Origin of the sequence: Nonomuraea sp. NPDC049624, from assembly GCF_040675255.1 — a bacterium.
In the GTDB taxonomy this organism is placed as follows: domain Bacteria; phylum Actinomycetota; class Actinomycetes; order Streptosporangiales; family Streptosporangiaceae; genus Nonomuraea.
Genome location: NZ_JBFAOR010000023.1, coordinates 22,452 through 39,193, shown reverse-complemented (window position 1 = coordinate 39,193; position 16,742 = coordinate 22,452). Strand labels below are relative to the sequence as shown.

The 16,742-nt window shown below is 72.4% G+C and carries 21 protein-coding genes and 1 pseudogene; 12 read left to right on the top strand and 10 right to left on the bottom strand.

Translation table 11 applies throughout. The features are described 5' to 3' along the window. Positions 1 to 21: 21 nt before the first annotated feature. A complete protein-coding gene (locus AB0J76_RS47790) occupies positions 22 to 465 on the bottom strand; it encodes a MarR family transcriptional regulator (RefSeq protein WP_352325734.1) in 444 nt (147 codons plus the stop codon). A gap of 15 nt (positions 466 to 480) precedes the next feature. Between AB0J76_RS47790 and AB0J76_RS47785 the strand changes: the two genes are divergently transcribed. Next, entirely contained in the window at positions 481 to 936 is a 456-nt protein-coding gene (locus AB0J76_RS47785; RefSeq protein ID WP_352325735.1) for a YceI family protein, read from the top strand. 40 nt (positions 937 to 976) lie between these two features. Here AB0J76_RS47785 and fxlM read toward each other — a convergent pair whose 3' ends face one another. Both fxlM and AB0J76_RS47775 read right to left on the bottom strand, forming a co-directional pair. Beyond that, positions 977 to 2,200 (bottom strand): methyltransferase, FxLD system, encoded by a 1,224-nt coding sequence (gene fxlM / locus AB0J76_RS47780; RefSeq protein WP_352325736.1) that lies wholly within the window; start codon positions 2,198 to 2,200, stop codon positions 977 to 979. Between the two features lie 248 nt (positions 2,201 to 2,448). Next, positions 2,449 to 3,015 (bottom strand): GNAT family N-acetyltransferase, encoded by a 567-nt coding sequence (locus tag AB0J76_RS47775; protein ID WP_352325737.1) that lies wholly within the window; start codon positions 3,013 to 3,015, stop codon positions 2,449 to 2,451. Between the two features lie 719 nt (positions 3,016 to 3,734). On the opposite strand from AB0J76_RS47775, the gene AB0J76_RS47770 reads away from it, so the two are divergent. Continuing rightward, positions 3,735 to 5,189: a glycosyl hydrolase family 28-related protein gene (locus tag AB0J76_RS47770; RefSeq protein WP_352325739.1), complete on the top strand. Its 1,455-nt coding sequence runs from the start codon at positions 3,735 to 3,737 to the stop codon at positions 5,187 to 5,189. A gap of 230 nt (positions 5,190 to 5,419) precedes the next feature. Here the strand turns inward: AB0J76_RS47770 and AB0J76_RS47765 are convergent, their stop codons facing one another. Beyond that, a complete protein-coding gene (locus tag AB0J76_RS47765; RefSeq protein WP_352330289.1) occupies positions 5,420 to 5,773 on the bottom strand; it encodes a helix-turn-helix domain-containing protein in 354 nt (117 codons plus the stop codon). A gap of 136 nt (positions 5,774 to 5,909) precedes the next feature. Between AB0J76_RS47765 and AB0J76_RS47760 the strand changes: the two genes are divergently transcribed. After that, entirely contained in the window at positions 5,910 to 7,346 is a 1,437-nt protein-coding gene (locus AB0J76_RS47760; RefSeq protein WP_352330287.1) for an MFS transporter, read from the top strand. Between the two features lie 90 nt (positions 7,347 to 7,436). Here AB0J76_RS47760 and AB0J76_RS47755 read toward each other — a convergent pair whose 3' ends face one another. Beyond that, on the bottom strand, positions 7,437 to 7,862 hold the full coding sequence (locus AB0J76_RS47755) for a MerR family transcriptional regulator (RefSeq protein ID WP_352330285.1): 426 nt from the start codon (positions 7,860 to 7,862) through the stop codon (positions 7,437 to 7,439). 23 nt (positions 7,863 to 7,885) lie between these two features. Between AB0J76_RS47755 and AB0J76_RS47750 the strand changes: the two are divergent. The 3 genes and pseudogenes from AB0J76_RS47750 to AB0J76_RS47740 all read left to right on the top strand — a co-directional run. After that, positions 7,886 to 8,095: pseudogene (locus AB0J76_RS47750) on the top strand (extracellular solute-binding protein); the annotation flags it as partial. Between the two features lie 153 nt (positions 8,096 to 8,248). After that, positions 8,249 to 8,704 carry an SgcJ/EcaC family oxidoreductase gene (locus tag AB0J76_RS47745; RefSeq protein WP_352330284.1) on the top strand — a complete coding sequence of 152 codons (456 nt, stop codon included), beginning with the start codon at positions 8,249 to 8,251 and terminating at the stop codon, positions 8,702 to 8,704. A gap of 62 nt (positions 8,705 to 8,766) precedes the next feature. Next, positions 8,767 to 9,393 carry an NAD(P)H-binding protein gene (locus tag AB0J76_RS47740; RefSeq protein WP_352330282.1) on the top strand — a complete coding sequence of 209 codons (627 nt, stop codon included), beginning with the start codon at positions 8,767 to 8,769 and terminating at the stop codon, positions 9,391 to 9,393. A 14-nt stretch (positions 9,394 to 9,407) separates the two neighbouring features. Here the strand turns inward: AB0J76_RS47740 and AB0J76_RS47735 are convergent, their stop codons facing one another. After that, complete coding sequence (locus tag AB0J76_RS47735) at positions 9,408 to 10,064, bottom strand: TetR/AcrR family transcriptional regulator (RefSeq protein WP_364394034.1); 657 nt, start codon at positions 10,062 to 10,064, stop codon at positions 9,408 to 9,410. A gap of 55 nt (positions 10,065 to 10,119) precedes the next feature. On the opposite strand from AB0J76_RS47735, the gene AB0J76_RS47730 reads away from it, so the two are divergent. From AB0J76_RS47730 to AB0J76_RS47720, 3 genes are all read left to right on the top strand, one after another. After that, the gene (locus AB0J76_RS47730) at positions 10,120 to 10,776 is read left to right on the top strand and encodes a CatB-related O-acetyltransferase (protein ID WP_352326300.1); all 657 of its coding nucleotides are present in this window, start codon (positions 10,120 to 10,122) and stop codon (positions 10,774 to 10,776) included. Between the two features lie 59 nt (positions 10,777 to 10,835). Beyond that, positions 10,836 to 12,023, top strand: coding sequence for a macrolide family glycosyltransferase (locus AB0J76_RS47725; protein WP_352326298.1), 1,188 nt, complete (start codon positions 10,836 to 10,838; stop codon positions 12,021 to 12,023). Between the two features lie 61 nt (positions 12,024 to 12,084). Continuing rightward, positions 12,085 to 12,633, top strand: coding sequence for a YciI family protein (locus AB0J76_RS47720; protein ID WP_352326296.1), 549 nt, complete (start codon positions 12,085 to 12,087; stop codon positions 12,631 to 12,633). On the opposite strand, the gene AB0J76_RS47715 is transcribed toward AB0J76_RS47720, so the two are convergent. From AB0J76_RS47715 to AB0J76_RS47705, 3 genes are all read right to left on the bottom strand, one after another. Then, complete coding sequence (locus tag AB0J76_RS47715) at positions 12,634 to 13,818, bottom strand: lipase (protein WP_352326295.1); 1,185 nt, start codon at positions 13,816 to 13,818, stop codon at positions 12,634 to 12,636. A gap of 213 nt (positions 13,819 to 14,031) precedes the next feature. After that, positions 14,032 to 14,436: an STAS domain-containing protein gene (locus AB0J76_RS47710; protein WP_352326293.1), complete on the bottom strand. Its 405-nt coding sequence runs from the start codon at positions 14,434 to 14,436 to the stop codon at positions 14,032 to 14,034. Further along, positions 14,436 to 14,819, bottom strand: a complete 384-nt coding sequence (locus AB0J76_RS47705; RefSeq protein WP_352326292.1) for an STAS domain-containing protein — start codon at positions 14,817 to 14,819, stop codon at positions 14,436 to 14,438. The genes AB0J76_RS47710 and AB0J76_RS47705 overlap by 1 nt, the downstream gene beginning before the upstream one ends. Positions 14,820 to 15,046: 227 nt before the next feature. On the opposite strand from AB0J76_RS47705, the gene AB0J76_RS47700 reads away from it, so the two are divergent. From AB0J76_RS47700 to AB0J76_RS47690, 3 genes are read left to right on the top strand one after another with little or no spacing between them, the layout of a single operon-like run. Beyond that, on the top strand, positions 15,047 to 15,364 hold the full coding sequence (locus tag AB0J76_RS47700) for a helix-turn-helix domain-containing protein (RefSeq protein WP_352326291.1): 318 nt from the start codon (positions 15,047 to 15,049) through the stop codon (positions 15,362 to 15,364). Positions 15,365 to 15,415: 51 nt separating this feature from the next. Further along, on the top strand, positions 15,416 to 15,988 hold the full coding sequence (locus AB0J76_RS47695; RefSeq protein ID WP_352326289.1) for a dienelactone hydrolase family protein: 573 nt from the start codon (positions 15,416 to 15,418) through the stop codon (positions 15,986 to 15,988). A 51-nt stretch (positions 15,989 to 16,039) separates the two neighbouring features. Next, entirely contained in the window at positions 16,040 to 16,162 is a 123-nt protein-coding gene (locus AB0J76_RS47690) for a hypothetical protein (protein WP_352326287.1), read from the top strand. A 29-nt stretch (positions 16,163 to 16,191) separates the two neighbouring features. Here the strand turns inward: AB0J76_RS47690 and AB0J76_RS47685 are convergent, their stop codons facing one another. Beyond that, complete coding sequence (locus tag AB0J76_RS47685; RefSeq protein ID WP_352326286.1) at positions 16,192 to 16,677, bottom strand: DUF4232 domain-containing protein; 486 nt, start codon at positions 16,675 to 16,677, stop codon at positions 16,192 to 16,194. Positions 16,678 to 16,742 lie beyond the last annotated feature (65 nt).

The following is a 16,742-nucleotide window of genomic DNA, read 5'->3' as shown; positions in this document are numbered from 1 at the left end:
CGCCCGGCCGGACGGGCGCCCTCACTCGTGCTCGGTGAGGTGGTCGAGCAGGACCTGGCTGATGTCGGCGAGCTGCCGCAGCTGTTCCGCGGTGAGCAGGTCGACCAGGTGCTCACGGACGCTGGTCACGTGCTTCGGGGCGGCCGCCCGGAGCGCGGCGTGCCCGTCGTCGGTGAGCACGGCCAGCCACCCGCGCCGGTCGCCGGCGTAGTGCTCCCGGCGCACCCACCCCTTCTGCTCCAGCTTGTTGACCGCGTGCGAGATGCGGCTCGGCTTGGAGTTGGTCCACTGCGCCAGCTCGCTCATGCGCATCGTGCGCTCAGGGGCCTCCGAGAGCAGGACGAGCAGCTCGTAGTAGGTGGGCGGCATGCCGGCGGCCGCCATCAGGTCGCGTTCCAGGCGGTCGGTCAGCAGGCGGGTGGCCAGCCCGAACCTGCGCCACGCCTGCTGTTCGTCGCCCGCCACGCCATGGTGACCAAGGTGCGCGGCAGCATCCCCGTCCAGGAGGCCACCGCCCGCCTGGACGCGGCGAACCCGGCGGCCTCCGCCGTCCGCGTGGTGCTCGACGTGGCCGGCATCCAGACCGGCAACCAGATGCGCGACGGCCACCTGCGCACCGGCGACTTCCTCGACGCCGCCGCCCACCCGCACATCACGTTCGAGTCCACGTCCGTCAAGCATGCGGGCGGCGACAGCTTCGAGGTCACCGGCGACCTGACGATCCGCGGGGTGACCCGGCAGATCACCGTCCCGCTCGACTACACCGGCACCGCGGTCGACGCGCAGGGCGTCACCAGGGTCGGCTTCGAGGGCAGCACGGCGATCAACCGCAAGGACTTCGGCATGACGTACAACGCCGCGCTGGAGACCGGCGGCGTGATGATCTCCGACCGGATCACCCTGGAATTCGACATCTCCGCCGTCAGATCCGCCTGACCACCGGCAAGACACCGGAAACCGGTCGGCTCGTTCGTGCTCAGGGCCAGGCCATGACCAGCTGGGTGTGACGCTTGCGGAAGACGCGGCCGTCGGCGGGGGCCGGTACGGCGGCGTCGGCCGGGTGGAGGGTGAAGACCGGGTCCGGGCGGTGGCGCCGATCGCGATCCCAGGCCAGCACGTGGTCGTGCAGCTGCCGGGCGAGCCCGGCGCCCTCGCGGCCGAGGCCGCAGGCTCCGAACTCCCATCGCCGCTCGGCGTCGTGCGGGCCGTGGGTCTCCCGAATGGTGAGGTAGGCGAAGCTGTCGGGGACGATGAGCGCGGGACAGTACCAGCGCATGGCCGGCTGGACGAGCCCGCAGTCGCGGCCGGGGTCCTGCCAGAACATGCCGAACCGCTCGTCGTCGGCGGCGATCGACAGGTGCATCGTGTCGAACGGCCGACCATGGCCGACGGTGACGCCGGTCCACAGCTCGGTGCGGTCGCCGTCCAGCGCCTGGTCGAGGCGGGCCGCGTCGAGTGCGGGCCCCTGCTCCAGCGTCAGCCTGACGGCGCCGCCGGCCAGCACCGGTTCTTGGTCGGGCAGCCTGCCGGCCCCCTGGCACGGGACGAAGCCGCAGACCGTCGGGTCGAGCCCGGCGAAGTGGTCGCCCTCGCGGACGAAGGTGAAGGACCGGCTGATGGTGGAGAAGCGCAGCGGGACGACCATCCGGCCGTCCGGGGCGAGCAGGTGCCCCCAGGGCACGTCCCACACGCCGACGGTGACGATCACGGCGTCGAAGCCGCCGCTCGGCGCGTGCCGCCCGGCCGCGTGCTCGGCGTCGCCTAGGACGACCCGCACTCTGCCGTAGCCGGTGTCGGCGAGGAAGCGGCTCGCGCGTTCGGTGACGAAGGGATCGATGTCGACGGTGACGACCAGCCCGTCCGGCCCGACGATCTCGGCGATGAGGGCTGCGTTGCAGCCGCCGGAACCCACCTCCAGAACCTTCGCGCCGGGGCGGAGCCGGGCCGCTTCGAGCATGCCGGCCTGCAGCCAGGGCGCGCTGATCGAGCTCGTGGCCCGGCCGTCCGGGCCGCGCTTGGTGACGACGACGTCGTCGGCCGCGTAGGCCGCCTCCGCAGAAGCCTCGGGGGCGAACCGCTCGCGCGGCACCTTCACGAAGGCCGCCTCGACTGCGGGGGAGCGGATCCAGCCGGCTCGCCTGAGCTCGGCGACCAGGTCGGCGCGCAGACGTTCGGGAGAGCCGGACGGCGGAGTGGTCACGGCAGCGAGAGTAGCCGGACCGGGCCGGCGACACGCGCGGCCGCGGCCCCATGTCCCCGCCGCCGTTACGGGACATGAGGAGCCCGTACGGAGGTCCGATGCCGTGGGCCTGCCGGGCGCCCAAGCACAGGCGTTCGACGGCTCGACGCTGAGGCCCGTACCGTCGGCGCGACGTACTGCGTCGGCACAGGCTCGCGAATCCCGGGGCGGTCAGGACTCAAGGTCTCTGAGGACGTCGGGAGCGTGCTTCAGAGCATTGACACGAAGCGCCGACAGACGTGAACTCGGGCGAACTGCGTGCGCATGGCATGCTCGTCCTGCAAGCTGGCATGCGCGAAGATCGCCATGGGCCGCAGGCCTGGCTGGCGCGCACCGATGGCCCTGTCCGGCTCGCTGGGATCGGTGTAGTAGTTCGTGTAGACGTGGAGGTAGTGCTCTCCCTCGGTGAAGCCGTTGGCTCGATACCAGCGCAATGTCCCCGGATCGTCCCTTGTCCAGGCGTCGAGCGTGCGTGCGCCGAGCCTGCGGGCTCGGGCACGGGCTTGGTCGAGGAGAGCGCGGCCGATGCCCCGACGTTGATGGTCAGGATGAACCGCGATGGTTTCAACGGTCGCCAGTTCACCGTCAATGGCGACGTCGAGAATTCCGGCAAGAGTGCCGATGTCCTGTGTGATGAGTTCGAAACCGGGAGCTGGGGTCGCGGGTTTGCTCGTGACGACGTCGTCGATGTAGGCGGTTGTCAGGAAGGACAGAACGCGGCAGCGCAGCCAGGCGCTCTCGTGCTCGGGGTTGTAGTCACGGATGGCGTAGTGCAAGGCGGGGATACTCAATGTGGCCGGCGATGTCCGGATGGCGGTGGTCGCGGCCTTGAGAGATCATGGTGGCGATTCTGTATGGCCCGTTCGTCGCCCGGCAACCGATTTGCCGCCCTGGAGGGTCCGTCGATGCCGTGCGGCCATCGCTAGCCAGGGTCAGCCTTCGCCGTGCGCCGCCTCCCGCTGTGCTCGGGCCTGAGTCTGGGCGGCCCTGACAAAGATCAAGGCCATCGCGGTCGCCGAGCACACCCCGCGGCAGAGGCGTCGGCGCCACGCTACTCAAGCGCTGCAAACAGATCTATTTCCACTGCAGGTACATGCAGCTCTATGGACAGGTGCCGCCTACGCCAGGCATGGATGCCTTCCGCCGCCGATCCGGATTCGAGATCCGGCAACCCGGCGAACCCATCGCCCCGTAGGTCGTCTACGGCATTCATGTCCAGGCGGTTCCGGGCGTAGACGAACGGATCTTCCGCTGCTGGCCACTGCCCGGCTGAGCGTTCCATCGAGATCCACAGGCCGCCACGCCTGAGCACTTCACTGGACCCTGCGGTACGCAGGGCGACCGGGAGCCGGTCTCGATGATCGTCGCTCGTGCGGCCCCTGGCGTCTTGACGCGCCACCCCGGCGGCGGCCGCGTATGGCAAGATCACCTTGCTGAACGGGGGACGCGGCAACCACGTCGCGGCCGGCGTCGGGGAACCGGAGGAAGTCGGGCGATGCGAGCAAGCAACCCAGGGCGGATGCGCAAGGCGCTGGTCGCGGGCGTGGTCGTCGTGTCGGGGCTCGGCGCCGAGCCGGCCATGGCCGGTGCCGCTCCTGCGGTGCCGGAGTCGGTGGCCGCGGACCCGGCCTGCTCGGGTGGCGTGCTGAACGCCGTCGCCGACGCCGGTGCGAAGGGCGACGGGCAGGCCGACGACACCGCGAGCATGCGGCAGGCGATCACCACCGCGTACGCCTCGGGACGCTGCCTCTACCTGCCGGGCGGCCTCTACCGCATCACCGGCGGCCTCGACTGGAGCAAGCCCGCCTCCATCCTCGGCGACCCCGACACACCCGCCATCTTGCGCAGCACGACCAACGCCGCCCTCGCCGACACCACCTACGCCAACCGGTGGGACCGTACGCCCGTACTGGACAACGTGGTGTTCGACGGGCTGCGCCTGGACGTCAACAGCCCCTACAAGACCGGGCCGATCATCCGGCGCAGCGTGTTCGTCAACCGCACGGGCGACGGGGAGACGCCCAGCGGGGGCGACGAGCAGCAGACGAGCTCGGCCCAGGTCGCCGTGGCTCTCACCAACGTGGTCGGCGCCAAGGTTCAGGACTCGATCTTCCTGTCGGACCGGCAGGTGGACGGCGGCGCCCCGCTGTTCACCTACCGCACCCGCGAACTGACGATCAGCGGCAACGTCCTGGGCGCCGACCTGTCCTCGACGGCATGGCTGAGCACCTGGGCCGGCGGACGCTCCTGGTCGCAGGCCCCGGCGACGCGCCTGGCCGAGGTGCGCCGCCGTACCGGCCTGCCCGCCGCCCTCGGCCACATCCAGCGTGGCATCAGCATCAAGGGCGACATCAACGCGACCGTCTCCGGCAACATCGTCAACCGCGACCCGCGCAGCCGCGCCAAGAGCGATCACGGCGTGTACGCCTGGGGCTTCGACGGACTCAAGATCACCGGCAACTGGCTGCGCGGCTGGCCCCAGGACGCCAGGGGCGGGCTCAAGGTGCGCAACGGCGCCGGCGCGACCATCGCCGGCAACCTCCTGTACGGCACCGCGCTGCTGCTCTACACCTACGACGTGACCAACGCCCCCAAGGTCTTCCAGGACGTCGTCGTCTGCGGCAACGTCTACGACATCCGCACGGTCACGCCCGCCGCCGACCACAGCGGGATCATGTACTGGCGCAACTTCCCCGGCACCGGGGCCGAACAGGCGATCGCCGTTTTCGGCAACCGCTTCCTCGACCCGCTCGCCGGGACCCCGGGCCGCCCCGACGTCTCCCAGGTCGCCGGGGACGCGGCGGCCTTCACCGCCTCCGACAACACCTACGCCGACGGCCGCGCCGTGCCGGTCGTGGGCATGCGCAACGCCGCCCCCACCGCCGACCAGCGCGCCCGCTGCGCCGGCAGCACCGTCCCGGAGCTCTCCATCCCCGGTTACCAGGGATAGGAGCCACCCGATCATCTCTTCCCGCCCGATGTCTGGAACCGATCCAAGACGTCCTGGGCGGCCTGGGTGGCCTCCAGCCGGGCCGCGGTGGCGGCCGCCGCCGGCGCCGATAGCTGATCGGGTCCGAGCCCCGGCCGACCGGTAGGCCGGGGCTCGGCCTCCGTCCCGCGCGGCGGAAGCCCCGCAGGCGGGCAGGTCAGGCGGCCGGGCAGGTCAAGTGGGCGGGCAGGTCAGGTGGCCGGGCCGGGGCGGTCGGGCCGCTGGGCGGCGTCGTCGGTGCGGGCGCCGGACAGGATGGCGTCGAGCAGGCCGGGGTAGCGGGCGTCCAGATCCTCGCGCCGCAGGACGAGCAGGTTCTCCCGGCCCGACGGCTGCTGCCAGATCACCCCGCTGTCACGCAACACCCGCCAATGGTGGGTCATGGTCGACTTCGCGGTGATCCCCAGCGTGTTCAGGACGCTGGTGCAGTTGTGCTCGCCGCCGGCGTCGAGGATGCGGACGACGGACAGGCGCACGCCGTTCCCCAGCGCCGACAGCACGTCTTCGACCCGGATCTGGTCGCGGTCGGGATGACGGAAGGCCATGGTCCAACTGTACCGCGACTGTCGAACAATTCCCCTTCGGTCTGGCATAGTACGACCGTACGTCAATACTCGTACTATCGTTTCGTGCGGCGGGCCTTCGCGTGCCCGCTCACCGGCTCCCTCCGAAGGGCGTTCCATGTCCACACCATCCACGCTGCCCGCGGCCGTCGCGGACGGCGTCAAGCCCCGGCTCGGCTGGACCCTGGCGCTGCTCGCCCTGGCCCAGCTCATCTACGCGCTCGACCTCAACATCGTCTTCGTCGCGCTCCCGCGGATCGGCGCCGACCTGGGCTTCCCCGGCCAGACCCAGCAGCTCGTGGTCAGCGCGTACGTCGTCTTCGCCGGCGGCTTCCTGCTGTTCGGCGGCCGGGCGGCCGACCTGCTCGGCCGCCGCCGCGTCTTCGTGCTCGCCCTGGCCCTCTACGCGCTGTCCTCGCTGGCGGGCGGGCTGGCCACCGGCCCCGTGGTCATCATCGTCGCCCGCGCGGTGCAGGGCGTCGGCGGGGCGTTGCTGCTGCCGTCAACGCTGGCGCTGCTCAACAGCCTGTTCGCCGAGGGGCGGCAGCGCAACCGGGCGCTGGCCGTCTGGGGCGGCGCGGGCGCCAGCGGGCTGACGATCGGGGCGCTGCTCGGCGGCGTCCTCACCGAGAACTTCGGCTGGCCCGCCGTCTTCTTCGTCAACGTCCCCCTGGCCGGGCTGGTCGCGCTGGCCGCGCTGGCCGTCGTCCCGCGTGACCCGGCCGGGCGGGAGCGGCGCAGGTTCGACATGCCGGGGGCGCTCACCGTGACCGGCGGGTCCACGCTGCTGGTCTTCGCCCTGGTCGAGGGGCCCGAGCTGGGCTGGGGCAGCCCCCTGGTCGCGGGCGCCTTCGCGGTGGCCGCCGTGCTGCTGGTCGTCTTCGCGCTGGTCGAGGCCCGCAGCGCGGATCCGCTCATGCCGTTCCGGCTGTTCCGCAACCGCAGCCTGACCGTCGGCATGCTGGTCACCTTCGTCTACATGGCCACGTTCGGCGTCCTGCCGTACTTCCTCACCGTGCTGCTGCAGAGCGTCCACGGCTACAGCGCCCTGCAGAGCGGGCTGGCCTTCCTCGTCCCGTCGCTGGCCATCGCCGCCGGCACCCAGGGCGGCGAACGCCTGGCCACCCGGATCGGCACCCGGGCCACGCTGCTGATCGGCTTCGCCGTCGGGGTCGCCGGGACCGCCGTCCTGGCCCTCGGCTTCGACGCCGACGCCGGGTACGGCCTGCTGATCCCCGGTCTGGTCGTCTCCGGGCTGGGTCAGGGCGTCGTCTGGACCGCCATGTGGATCGCCGCCGCCACCGGCACCCCCGCCCACGAGCAGGGCGTCGCCAACGGCATCGCCTCCACCGCGCTCAACATCGGCAACGCCATCGGCCTGGCCGTCTTCACCGTCATCGCCGACGTCGGCACCGCGGGCAGGACCGGCCAGGCCCTGCGCGCCGCCACGGCGGACGGCGAGTTCCTGGTCGTCCTGCTGACCGCGGCGGTGATGATCGCCGGCCTCCTGGTCACCCTCGCCCTGCCCCGCCACACCCCCGAGCCGACCGCCTGACGGTCCGCCCCCTGACGCGCGTCCCGGCCGCCGCGAGCACCGCCTCGGTGCCTGCGGCGGCCGAGGCGTTCGCGGCCGCCGGGCCGCCGTTCAGTGCTGGTGCGCCTCTTCCAGGGACGCCCCCGCCAGCCGCGCCCTGACCGCTCCGGTGAAGGCGGGGCACTCGAAGACGTTCTCGTGCGGGCAGGCCATGCCGTGCGCGATGGCGGTGCGCGCCACCTGGGCACGGGCGATGCGCTCGTCCAGTTCGGCGAGTTTGCGCCGGTACAGCTCGCGCCACGCGTCGCCCGGCTCGGACCGGGCCGCGATGAACGTCCTGATCTCGCGCAACGTGAGGCCGACCTCGCGCAGCAACAGGATCACCGCCACCCGCTCGGCCGCCGCCGGCGGATAGCGCCGCTGCCCCGAGACGCGCTCGGGCGCCGGGATGAGCCCGAGCTCCTCCCAGTAGCGCAGCGCGGAGGTGGCGACCCCGGTGCGTTCGGCCAGCTCGCCGATCGTCAACTGCTCACTCATGGGACCGCAAGCATACGGGGGCTACTTCAACGGACGCCGGCGACATGGTCCCCTCCGGCAAGGCCGCGATGACCCTCATGGGCACCTGGATCAGCGGCTACTGGGACGGCAACCAGGTCAAGCCGGGCGAGGGGTACGACTTCTTCCCCTTCCCCGAGATCACCCCCGGCGTGCCGCAGGCCGCGCTCGGCCCGGTGGACGGGTTCGCGATCTCGGCGCTCCATCGCCCCTGACCTGCGGCTCTCCCCGTTCCGAGCTTCCCGGCGCGACCTCTCGCGCCGGAGAGTTGACAGTGGCCGGCCCCTCTCCTAATCTCTTCTCCAGAGAAGATAAATCTTCAAAGAAGCAAATGCTTCTGAGAAGTTACCCCCGGAAGGGCAACGACCATGGGCAACACCCTCACCGCCGCCGACGCCGCCGCCATCACCTCCGTGCTCGACCGTCTCGCCGACGCCTGGAACCGGGCCGACGGCGGCGCGTACGGCGACCTGTTCACCGAGGACGCCACCTACATCACCTACGTCGGCACCCTGTACACCGGCGCCCGCGAGATCGGCGAGGCCCACCAGGCGCTGTTCGACAGCTTCGTCAAGGGCACCCGGCTGGCCTACGAGACCGTCGGCATCCGTCTGGCCGGCCCCGACACCGCCCTCGTCATCACCCGCGGCGACACCTACAAGGGCAAGCCGGGCAAGCTGCACAAGATCCAGACCTACACGATGGTCCGGCAGGCGGACGGCGACTGGAAGATCGCCGCCTTCCAGAACACCAAGCACCAGGCCCTCATGGAGGCCATCTCCTTCAAGTTCCAGCCCGCCAGCAGGCCCGCCGCCCACGCCTGAAGCCCACGCCTGAAACCCACGCCTGAAGCCCTCGCCCCCTCGCCACGGAAGATCGCCCGCTCATGACCTCCCTCGCCGTCGTCGCCGCCACGGGCCGCACCGGACGCCTCGTCGTCGAACACGCACTGGCGGCCGGGCACACCGTCACCGCCGTCGCCCGCCGCCCCGACGGCCTCGGCCTCGACCATCCGCGGCTCGTCCGCCGCGCCGCCGACGTGACCGACCCCGCGAGCCTGCGTGCCGCGCTGACCGGCCACGACACCGTGATCTCCGCCCTAGGCTCGTCCGGCCGCGGCCCCACCACGGTCTACTCGCAGGGGACCGCCGCGATCGTCGCGGCGCTGCCGCCGTCCGCCCGGCTCGTCGTGATCTCCTCGGCCGGGCTGGCCGTCCCGGCCGGCGCCGGGCCCGTCACCCGGTTGCTCGGCCGCGTCCTGCACCACGTCATGCGTCATCCGTACGCCGACATGGCCCGCATGGAACAGGCGCTCGCCGGGACGCGGCTGAACTGGACGGCCGTCCGCCCCACCGGCCTGACCGACCGGCCCGGCACCGGCCACCCCCGCGTCTCGATCGGCGCGACCGAACGCCTGGGCGCCCGTACGTCCCGCGCCGACCTGGCCGCCTTCATCGTCGCCCACCTCGACGACCCGCGGACCTACCGCCTGCCCGTCGCCGTCTCCTCCTGACCGCGACCCCGCCCTCACCGCCCCGGGGGAGGGGCGAAGGCGCCGGCCTCGGCGGCGAGCACGGCCGTCCGCGCCGCCTGTTCCGGCAGGTCCGGGTCGGGGGACGTGCGCAGCAGCACCAGGTGGTGGTAGAGCGGCGCGGTGGCGGCGACGAGCAGCCGCCGCGCGTCGGTGCCGGCCGGCAGCTCGCCCCGCTCGACCGCCCGGCTGACGATGACCTCGCAGCGGGTGTACCGGTCGTCCCAGAGCCGCCGCAGGCCGCGGGCGGCCTCCTCCGAGCGGAACGAGGCGGCGATCAGGGCCGTGGCGATCGACGGCTGCGCGGTCATGGCCGCCTGGTTCTCGTGGTTGAGCGCCGTCAGGTCGCCCAGCAGGGAGCCGGTGTCCTCGGGCTGCCAGTCGTCGTCGCCGGTCGCCTCCAGGACGTCGGCGAGCAGGCCGCCGACGTCCCGCCAGCGCCGGTAGACCGTCGCGCGGTGCACGCCGGCGCGGGCCGCGACGGCGTCGAGGGTCAGCCCGTCGAAGCCGCGCTCCGCGAGCTCGGCGCGGACCGCGTCGAGAACCTGCGCGCGGATGCGGCCGGTACGGCCGCCCGGACGGCGGCGCGGCCCGGACGACGGGCTCTCGGGCGTCGTCGATCCCTTTCCCGTTTGCGGGGCGGACGTCGGCATGCCACCATCTTAATGTACAAGTTGTCGCATTAGCGGTGGCGGAAGGAAGAGATCCATGAACGCCCGCGGCCCCGCCGACCCCACCGTCCTGCACCCGATGCCCGCCCAGCCACGGGTGGTGCTGCTGCGGCCGCTGGTCAAGTCCCCGCTCATCGAGGTGGGGGAGTTCTCCTACTACGACGACCCCGACGACCCGACCGCGTTCGAGACCCGCAACGTGCTCTACCACTACGGTCCGGAGCGGCTGGTCATCGGCAAGTTCTGCGCCCTGGGCACCGGGGTGCGGTTCATCATGAACGGCGCCAACCACCGCATGGACGGCCCCTCGACCTTCCCCTTCCCCACCATGGGCGGCTCGTGGTCCGACCACTTCGACCTGCTCACCGGCCTGCCCAACCGCGGTGACACCGTCGTCGGCAACGACGTCTGGTTCGGCCACGGCGCGACGGTGCTGCCCGGCGTGCGCATCGGGCACGGCGCGATCATCGGCGCCGGCTCCGTGGTCACCTCCGACGTGCCCGACTACGGGATCGTCGGCGGCAACCCGGCCCGCCTCATCCGCACCCGCTACCCGGCCGACGACGTCGCCCGGCTGCTCGCGGTGGCCTGGTGGGACTGGCCCGCCGAGCACATCACCGAGCACGTGCGCACGATCATGTCGGGCAGCGTCGCCGACCTGGAGGCCGCCGCCCCGGGTGCGCGTCCCGCCTGACCCGCCGACCAGCGCTCGTCCCGCCGACCAGCGCTCGTCCCGCCGCGACAGAACCTGAAATGAGTGATTCGCCCGTGTCCCGCCGCCGCGCCCACATCGCCATGGTCGGCATCCCCGCCGTCAGCCACGTCCTGCCCAGCCTGGAGATCGTCCGCGAGCTGGTGGCCCGCGGCCACCGGGTGACGTACGCCAACGACCCGGCGGTCGCCGACCTGGTCACGGGCACCGGCGCCGAGCTGGTCCCGTGCACCTCGACGCTGCCGGTCGCCGACAACGACTGGCCCGACGACCCCATCGCGGCGATGAGCCTCTTCCTGGACGACGCCGTCCAGGCGCTCCCGCAGCTGCGCGCCGCCTACGACGACGACCCCGCCGACCTCTACCTGTACGACATCGGCGCCTACGCCGCGCGGGCCATGGCCGAGGCGCAGGGCCGTCCCCTGCTGCAGCTGTCGCCGACGTTCGTGGCCTGGAAGGGTTACCAGGAGGAGGTGGCGGCCCAGCTGTGGCGGCTGCCCGGGGCCGACGCCTACCGAGCCAGGTTCGCCGCCTGGCTCGCCGGATGCGGCGCCACCACCACCGACGTCGATGCCTTCTCCGGCCGTCCGCCCCGCGCGCTGGCCCTGATCCCGCGGGCCATGCAGCCGCACGCCGACCAGGTCGACACCGCCACCGTGACCTTCGTCGGCCCCTGCCACGACCTGCACGGGCAGGACGGCTGGACCCGTCCGGCCGACGCCGCGAACGTCCTGCTGATCTCCCTGGGGTCGGCCTACACCCGGCAGCCGGAGTTCTACCGCCGGTGCCTGGCGGCCTTCGGCGACCTGCCCGGCTGGCACATCGTGCTGCAGATCGGCAAGTACACCGACGTGGGGGAGCTGGGCGAGATCCCGTCCAACGTCGAGGTGCACCCGTGGGTGCCGCAGCGGGCGATCCTCGACCAGGCCGACGCGTTCGTCACCCACGCGGGGATGGGCGGCTGCTGCGAAGGGCTGCTGGCGGGCGTGCCGATGATCGCCGTCCCGCAGGGCGCCGAGCAGTTCGCCAACGCCGACCGGCTCGTGGAGCTGGGCGTGGCCCGCCGCATCGACACCGCCGACGCCACGGCGCAGGCCCTGCGCGCCGCGCTGGCCGAGCTGACCGGCGACCCCGAGGTGGCCCGCCGGCTGACGCGCCTGCAGGCCGAGGCGCGGGCCGAGGGCGGCACCACCCGCGCCGCCGACCTCGTCGAGCAGATGCTCGGCTGAGCCGCCGGGCCGTGCGACGGTCGTGACCGGGTGAAGATCACGTGGTAGGTACGCTCTCGTCATGGAGTTCTTCTGCTACCACCGTGACCGTCCCGGATCGGGCCCCCTGCGCGGGGAGCTGGGGGAGGCGCACTGGTCCTACATGGACCGGTACGAAGCGGAGCTGATCGCCCGCGGCCCGACCTTCGACCGCGACACCAGGGCGGCCACCGGCAGCGTGCACATCGTCGACCTGCCCGACCCCGCCGCCGCGCGGGCGTTCGCCTTCGACGAGCCCAACTACCAGGCCGGGGTCTACCGCGACGTGCTGCTCCGCCGCTGGCGCAACGTGCTGGGGCGCACCATGTGGGAGTTCCCCGGCGGCCGGGAGGGCGGGAACCGGTACCTGGTGCTGGGCCTCGGCTCCGGGCAGCCCGCCGACCTCGTCCCGCCGGCCGACGGCGACGAGCTGATCGCCTACGGGCCGCTGCTGTCCGACGACGGCGCCACCTGGGTCGGCACCGCGCTGCTGGTCCGCGCGCCGGACGCGGACGCGGCCCGCGCGGTCCTCACCGCCGACCGCTACGCCGGGATCGAGGTGCACGACTGGGGGTTCGGCGGCCGTCGATGACTAGCGGGCGATCACCTGCACCTCGGGAAAGCGCGGGGAACGCCGGTCGAGCAGATGGCCTTCGCGTCGTAGCTGCAGATCGAAGAAGGCCCTGGTGTAGGCGCGCGTGACGGCCACGGCACGCGCCGCCGGCAGCGTCCCGTTCACCGCTCGCAACTGCTCCTTCGACAGGCCCAGCGCCGCGGCCGCCTGCTCGTACACCAGCGGCAGGTCGGTGTAGGAATTGTGCTTGGCGCCGTTGGTGCGCACGTGCAGCCGCCAGCCCTTCAACCGGGACCAGAAGGCCTTCTGCCCGCGGATGGGCTTGTCGAAGATCTCGGCCTCCATGAGCATGTACGGCTTGGCCAGCCCCTTGGCGGCCACCTTGCCGAGGGCGGGTCCGTCCAGGTTCAGCACCGCCTTGATCCGCCGGTCCGCCAGCATCGTCGCGGCGGCCGTCGCTCCTCCGGCGGAATGGCCGAACATCCCGACCCTTTTCAGGTCGAACGCGCCGCGCAGACCCTCCGGCAGCGCCCGGCGTTCAGCGTCGGGGTTCTGTCCCTTGTTCAGCTCCTTGAGCCGGTCCAGCACGAAGCGCGCGTCAGCCACCCGCACGTTGATCTCGTCGGCCTTCTCCGCCAGCCGGCTCACCGGGACGGGCTTCAGCACGCGGCCGGTGACCGTGCCGTCGGGGAACTCCACCTCGCCCGCGTCGCCCGGATGGTCGATGGTGACCACCATGTAGCCCCAGCTGGCCAGCTCTTCGACCGTGGTGGTGTTCATGGAACGGTCGGCGCCGTTGCCGGGCGAGAACAGGACGACGGGCAGCCCCCGCCCGGCTACCCGGGCCCCTTCGCGGCCATGGGTCAGGGGCAGGCCGACAGCCGCGGGCGAGAGGCCGTTGTTGCGGTAGAAGGCCTCGGCGGCGCGGGGCGGCAGCCAGGGCGCGGCGGGGCGGCCGTCCGGACGGCGCGTGGGGTACCACAGGCTGACCATCAGCTCACGCCGGTCATGCGTCTTGATCCACGGGTCGGCCCTGGAGCCGTCACGCAGGTGCAGGGTGACAGTGCCGATCTCGCGAGGGCCTGTCGGCTGCGGCAGGGTCACGGTGACGGGCTTCGACCTGGCCTGTACGGCGGGTCCGTTGAGCAGGAGGCCGACCGCCACCGCGGCGGCCAGACCCCGTCGGAGAAGTGCGCGATTCATGACCGCCACGCTAGGTACGCGCAGCGCGCAAAAACTCCGTACCGGAGATGATTTCGGTGCTCATGCCCATGAACGAAGCCGCCGTCCATCTGGAGGGGAGGTCACGGCCGGCCGGGTCTGGACACCGAGGGCACTTCCTGCTAGCCGGCGGTGGCAGGGCGGGATCCGCAGGTGAGCACCCGGTGGCCGCCGGCCGCCACACCCACGAGACGGTCAGACGGCCTCGGACGGCTCGGCGGGCTCACCCGGCTCCCCGGGCTCACCGGGCGCGGCGTCCCGGAGCGCCTGCACCGCGGTGACGGCCTGGGAGATGCGGTCGTGGAGCGTCACGAGCTCGGCGGTGCCGGTGATCTCCAGTATCCGGGCCACCGTGGGCTGGAGGCCGGCCAGGTGCACGTCGACGCCGTGCGCGCGGGCCAGCGTGGCGGCGGCGAGCAGCACGGACAGGCCGGAGCTGTCCAGGAACGTCAGCCGGTGCGCGTCGATGACCAGGTGCTCGTCCAGGCGGCGGCGCACCTGGTCGAGGTAGGTCTCCAGGTGGCCGGAGGCGGTGGCGTCCACCTCGCCGGCCACCGTGATCACGGTGATCCCCGGCAGATAGCTGCTGGCCAGGTGCATCACAACCGCTCCACATCATCCGGCAGTCGATCGGGCTGGGCGTCCGCGGCCGCGCCGGCGGCCTCCTCCACGCAGGCGTGGATGTGCAGCGCGTCCCACACCCCGGTGATCTGCAGGATGCGGGCCGGGATGTCCCGCACGGCGGCCAGGCGCAGGCTCCCGCCCGCGTCGTGGACGTCGTCGTGCGCCCGCAGCAGCACGTGCAGGCCGCTGCTGTCCATGAAGGTCAGCTCGCCCAGGTCGAGGATCACGGACCGGCCGGGGCGAAGGGCGTCGTGGATGGCGCCCTCCAGGCGATCGGCGTTGGTGGCGTCGAGCTCACCGGAGACCGTGACCAGCGCGCCGGCCGGAACCGGCCGGCAGCTCATGTCGAGCACGGACATGGCGGCCTGGTGGCGGCGCTCGACGCGACGGCAAGGTACGTCTGGGTGACGGACATCTGTTGTTCCCCAAGTGGGCCTGGCCGGTAGGGACGGCGTCTGAGCCGCCCTCGACCCAAGGTTAGGGGCGAAGAGGGTTGCAGGAAAGAGCTTTCGTCATAGGATCTTCAGGTAAGCATTTTCGTCCGCCCCGCGGATCCGGGACGTCCAGGTAGAAAGCGTCAGAGGCTGTGCCCGACCCTGAAGACCATCCGGCGACGTGGACCTTCCTGACTCATCACGCCCGCGTGCTGGTGGAGATCGCCCGTGATCCCGGCGTGCGGCTGCGCGACATCGCCGCCCGCATCGGCGTCACCGAACGCACGGTGCAGAACATCGTCTCCGACCTCTTCCAGGCCGGCTACCTGACCCGCGAGCGGATCGGCCGCCGCAACCGCTACAGCCTCGACCTCGACCGGCAGTTCCGCTACCCGACCGAGGCCGGGCTGCCCGTCCGCCTGCTGATCGACATGTTCACCGCCCGCGACCTGCCCGGCGAGGACGGCTGACCCGCCGCGGCCGGGCCGGGCGCACTCGTCCAGGGCCGCTAAGCTGCGCGTATGGCGCGGATTCTCCTCCTGCACTCGATGTACGGCCTGCGGCCCGCCGTCCACCAGGCCGCCGAAATGCTCCGGGGGGCGGGGCACGAGGTGCACGTCCCCGACCTCTACGACGGCCGCGTCGTCGACACGCCCGAGGAGGGCATCGCGATCAAGGAGGAGATCGGCAGCGAGGAGCTGCTGAAGCGGGCCATCACGGTGGCGGCCCCGCTGTCCGGCGACGGCCTGGTCTACGCGGGCTTCTCCCTCGGCGCGGCCATCGCCCAGAACCTCGCGCTGGGCGACGAGCGTGCCCAGGGGCTGCTGCTCATGCACGGCACCTCCGACATGGCCGAGGGCGCCGCCGCCGACGACCTGCCGGTGCAGCTGCACGTCGCCGACCCCGACTTCTACGAGCCGGTCGACTGGCTCAACGCCTGGTACCTCCAGATGCGCCGGGCGCGGGCCGACGTCGAGGTCTTCCGCTATCCGGGCGTCGGTCACCTGTTCACCGACCCCGGCCTGCCCGACTACGACGCCCCGGCCGCCGAGCGCGCCTGGGCGGTCGCCCTCGACTTCGTCGCCGGTCTCTGACGCCCGCCCCGGCCCGGGTACGACCCCGGCCGCACCGGGTAGGGGCCGGGGATGAGGTTCGGGAACTGGGAAGTGCGACCGCTGGGCGGCTGGCCGGGCTGCCTGGCGATGATCCTGATCTCGCTGCTGCTGTCGGCCGTGCTCACGGTCGTCGTCAACCTGCTGCTGCGCTGACCGGCCCCCCTGCCTGCCCCGTGTGGAGCTCAGGCCAGCGGGGTGACGTCGAGCCGCCCGCCGTCGCACACCTGGCCGGCGTCGAAGGGCACGTTCAGGTACGACCGCTCGTCCGGCGGGATGACCAGCAGGCGGGCGGGGCTCGGGCAGGCGGTCTCGTCGCCGGTCTCGACGACCGTCCAGTGCAGTGTGGTGCGGGCGCTGCCGCCCGGCTTGACCATCACCCGGTGCTTGGGGCCGGTGGCGCGGCGGACGCGGGTGCGCAGCGTGTCGCCCTGCTTGTCGATCATGATCAGGCCGGGGTGGCCGTACAGGGTGCAGGCGGTGCGTGAGCTGTTGGTGAACACCAGCGGCGCGTTCCTGTTGCCCGCTCCGGCGTCGATCGTGCCCAGGCGAACCTGGAGCTGGCCGGCCGAGCAGCGGCGGACGGGGGCGGACTCGCCGGCCAGCGCCGGCGCGGCGCCGCCCGCCAGCAGCAGCCCGGCCACGAGCGTGGCGGTGGTGATGCGTCTCATGTGGTGTTCGACGCAGGGAACGCGGTGAAAGTTACGGCCGGACGTCCCCGAACGCGATCGGACAG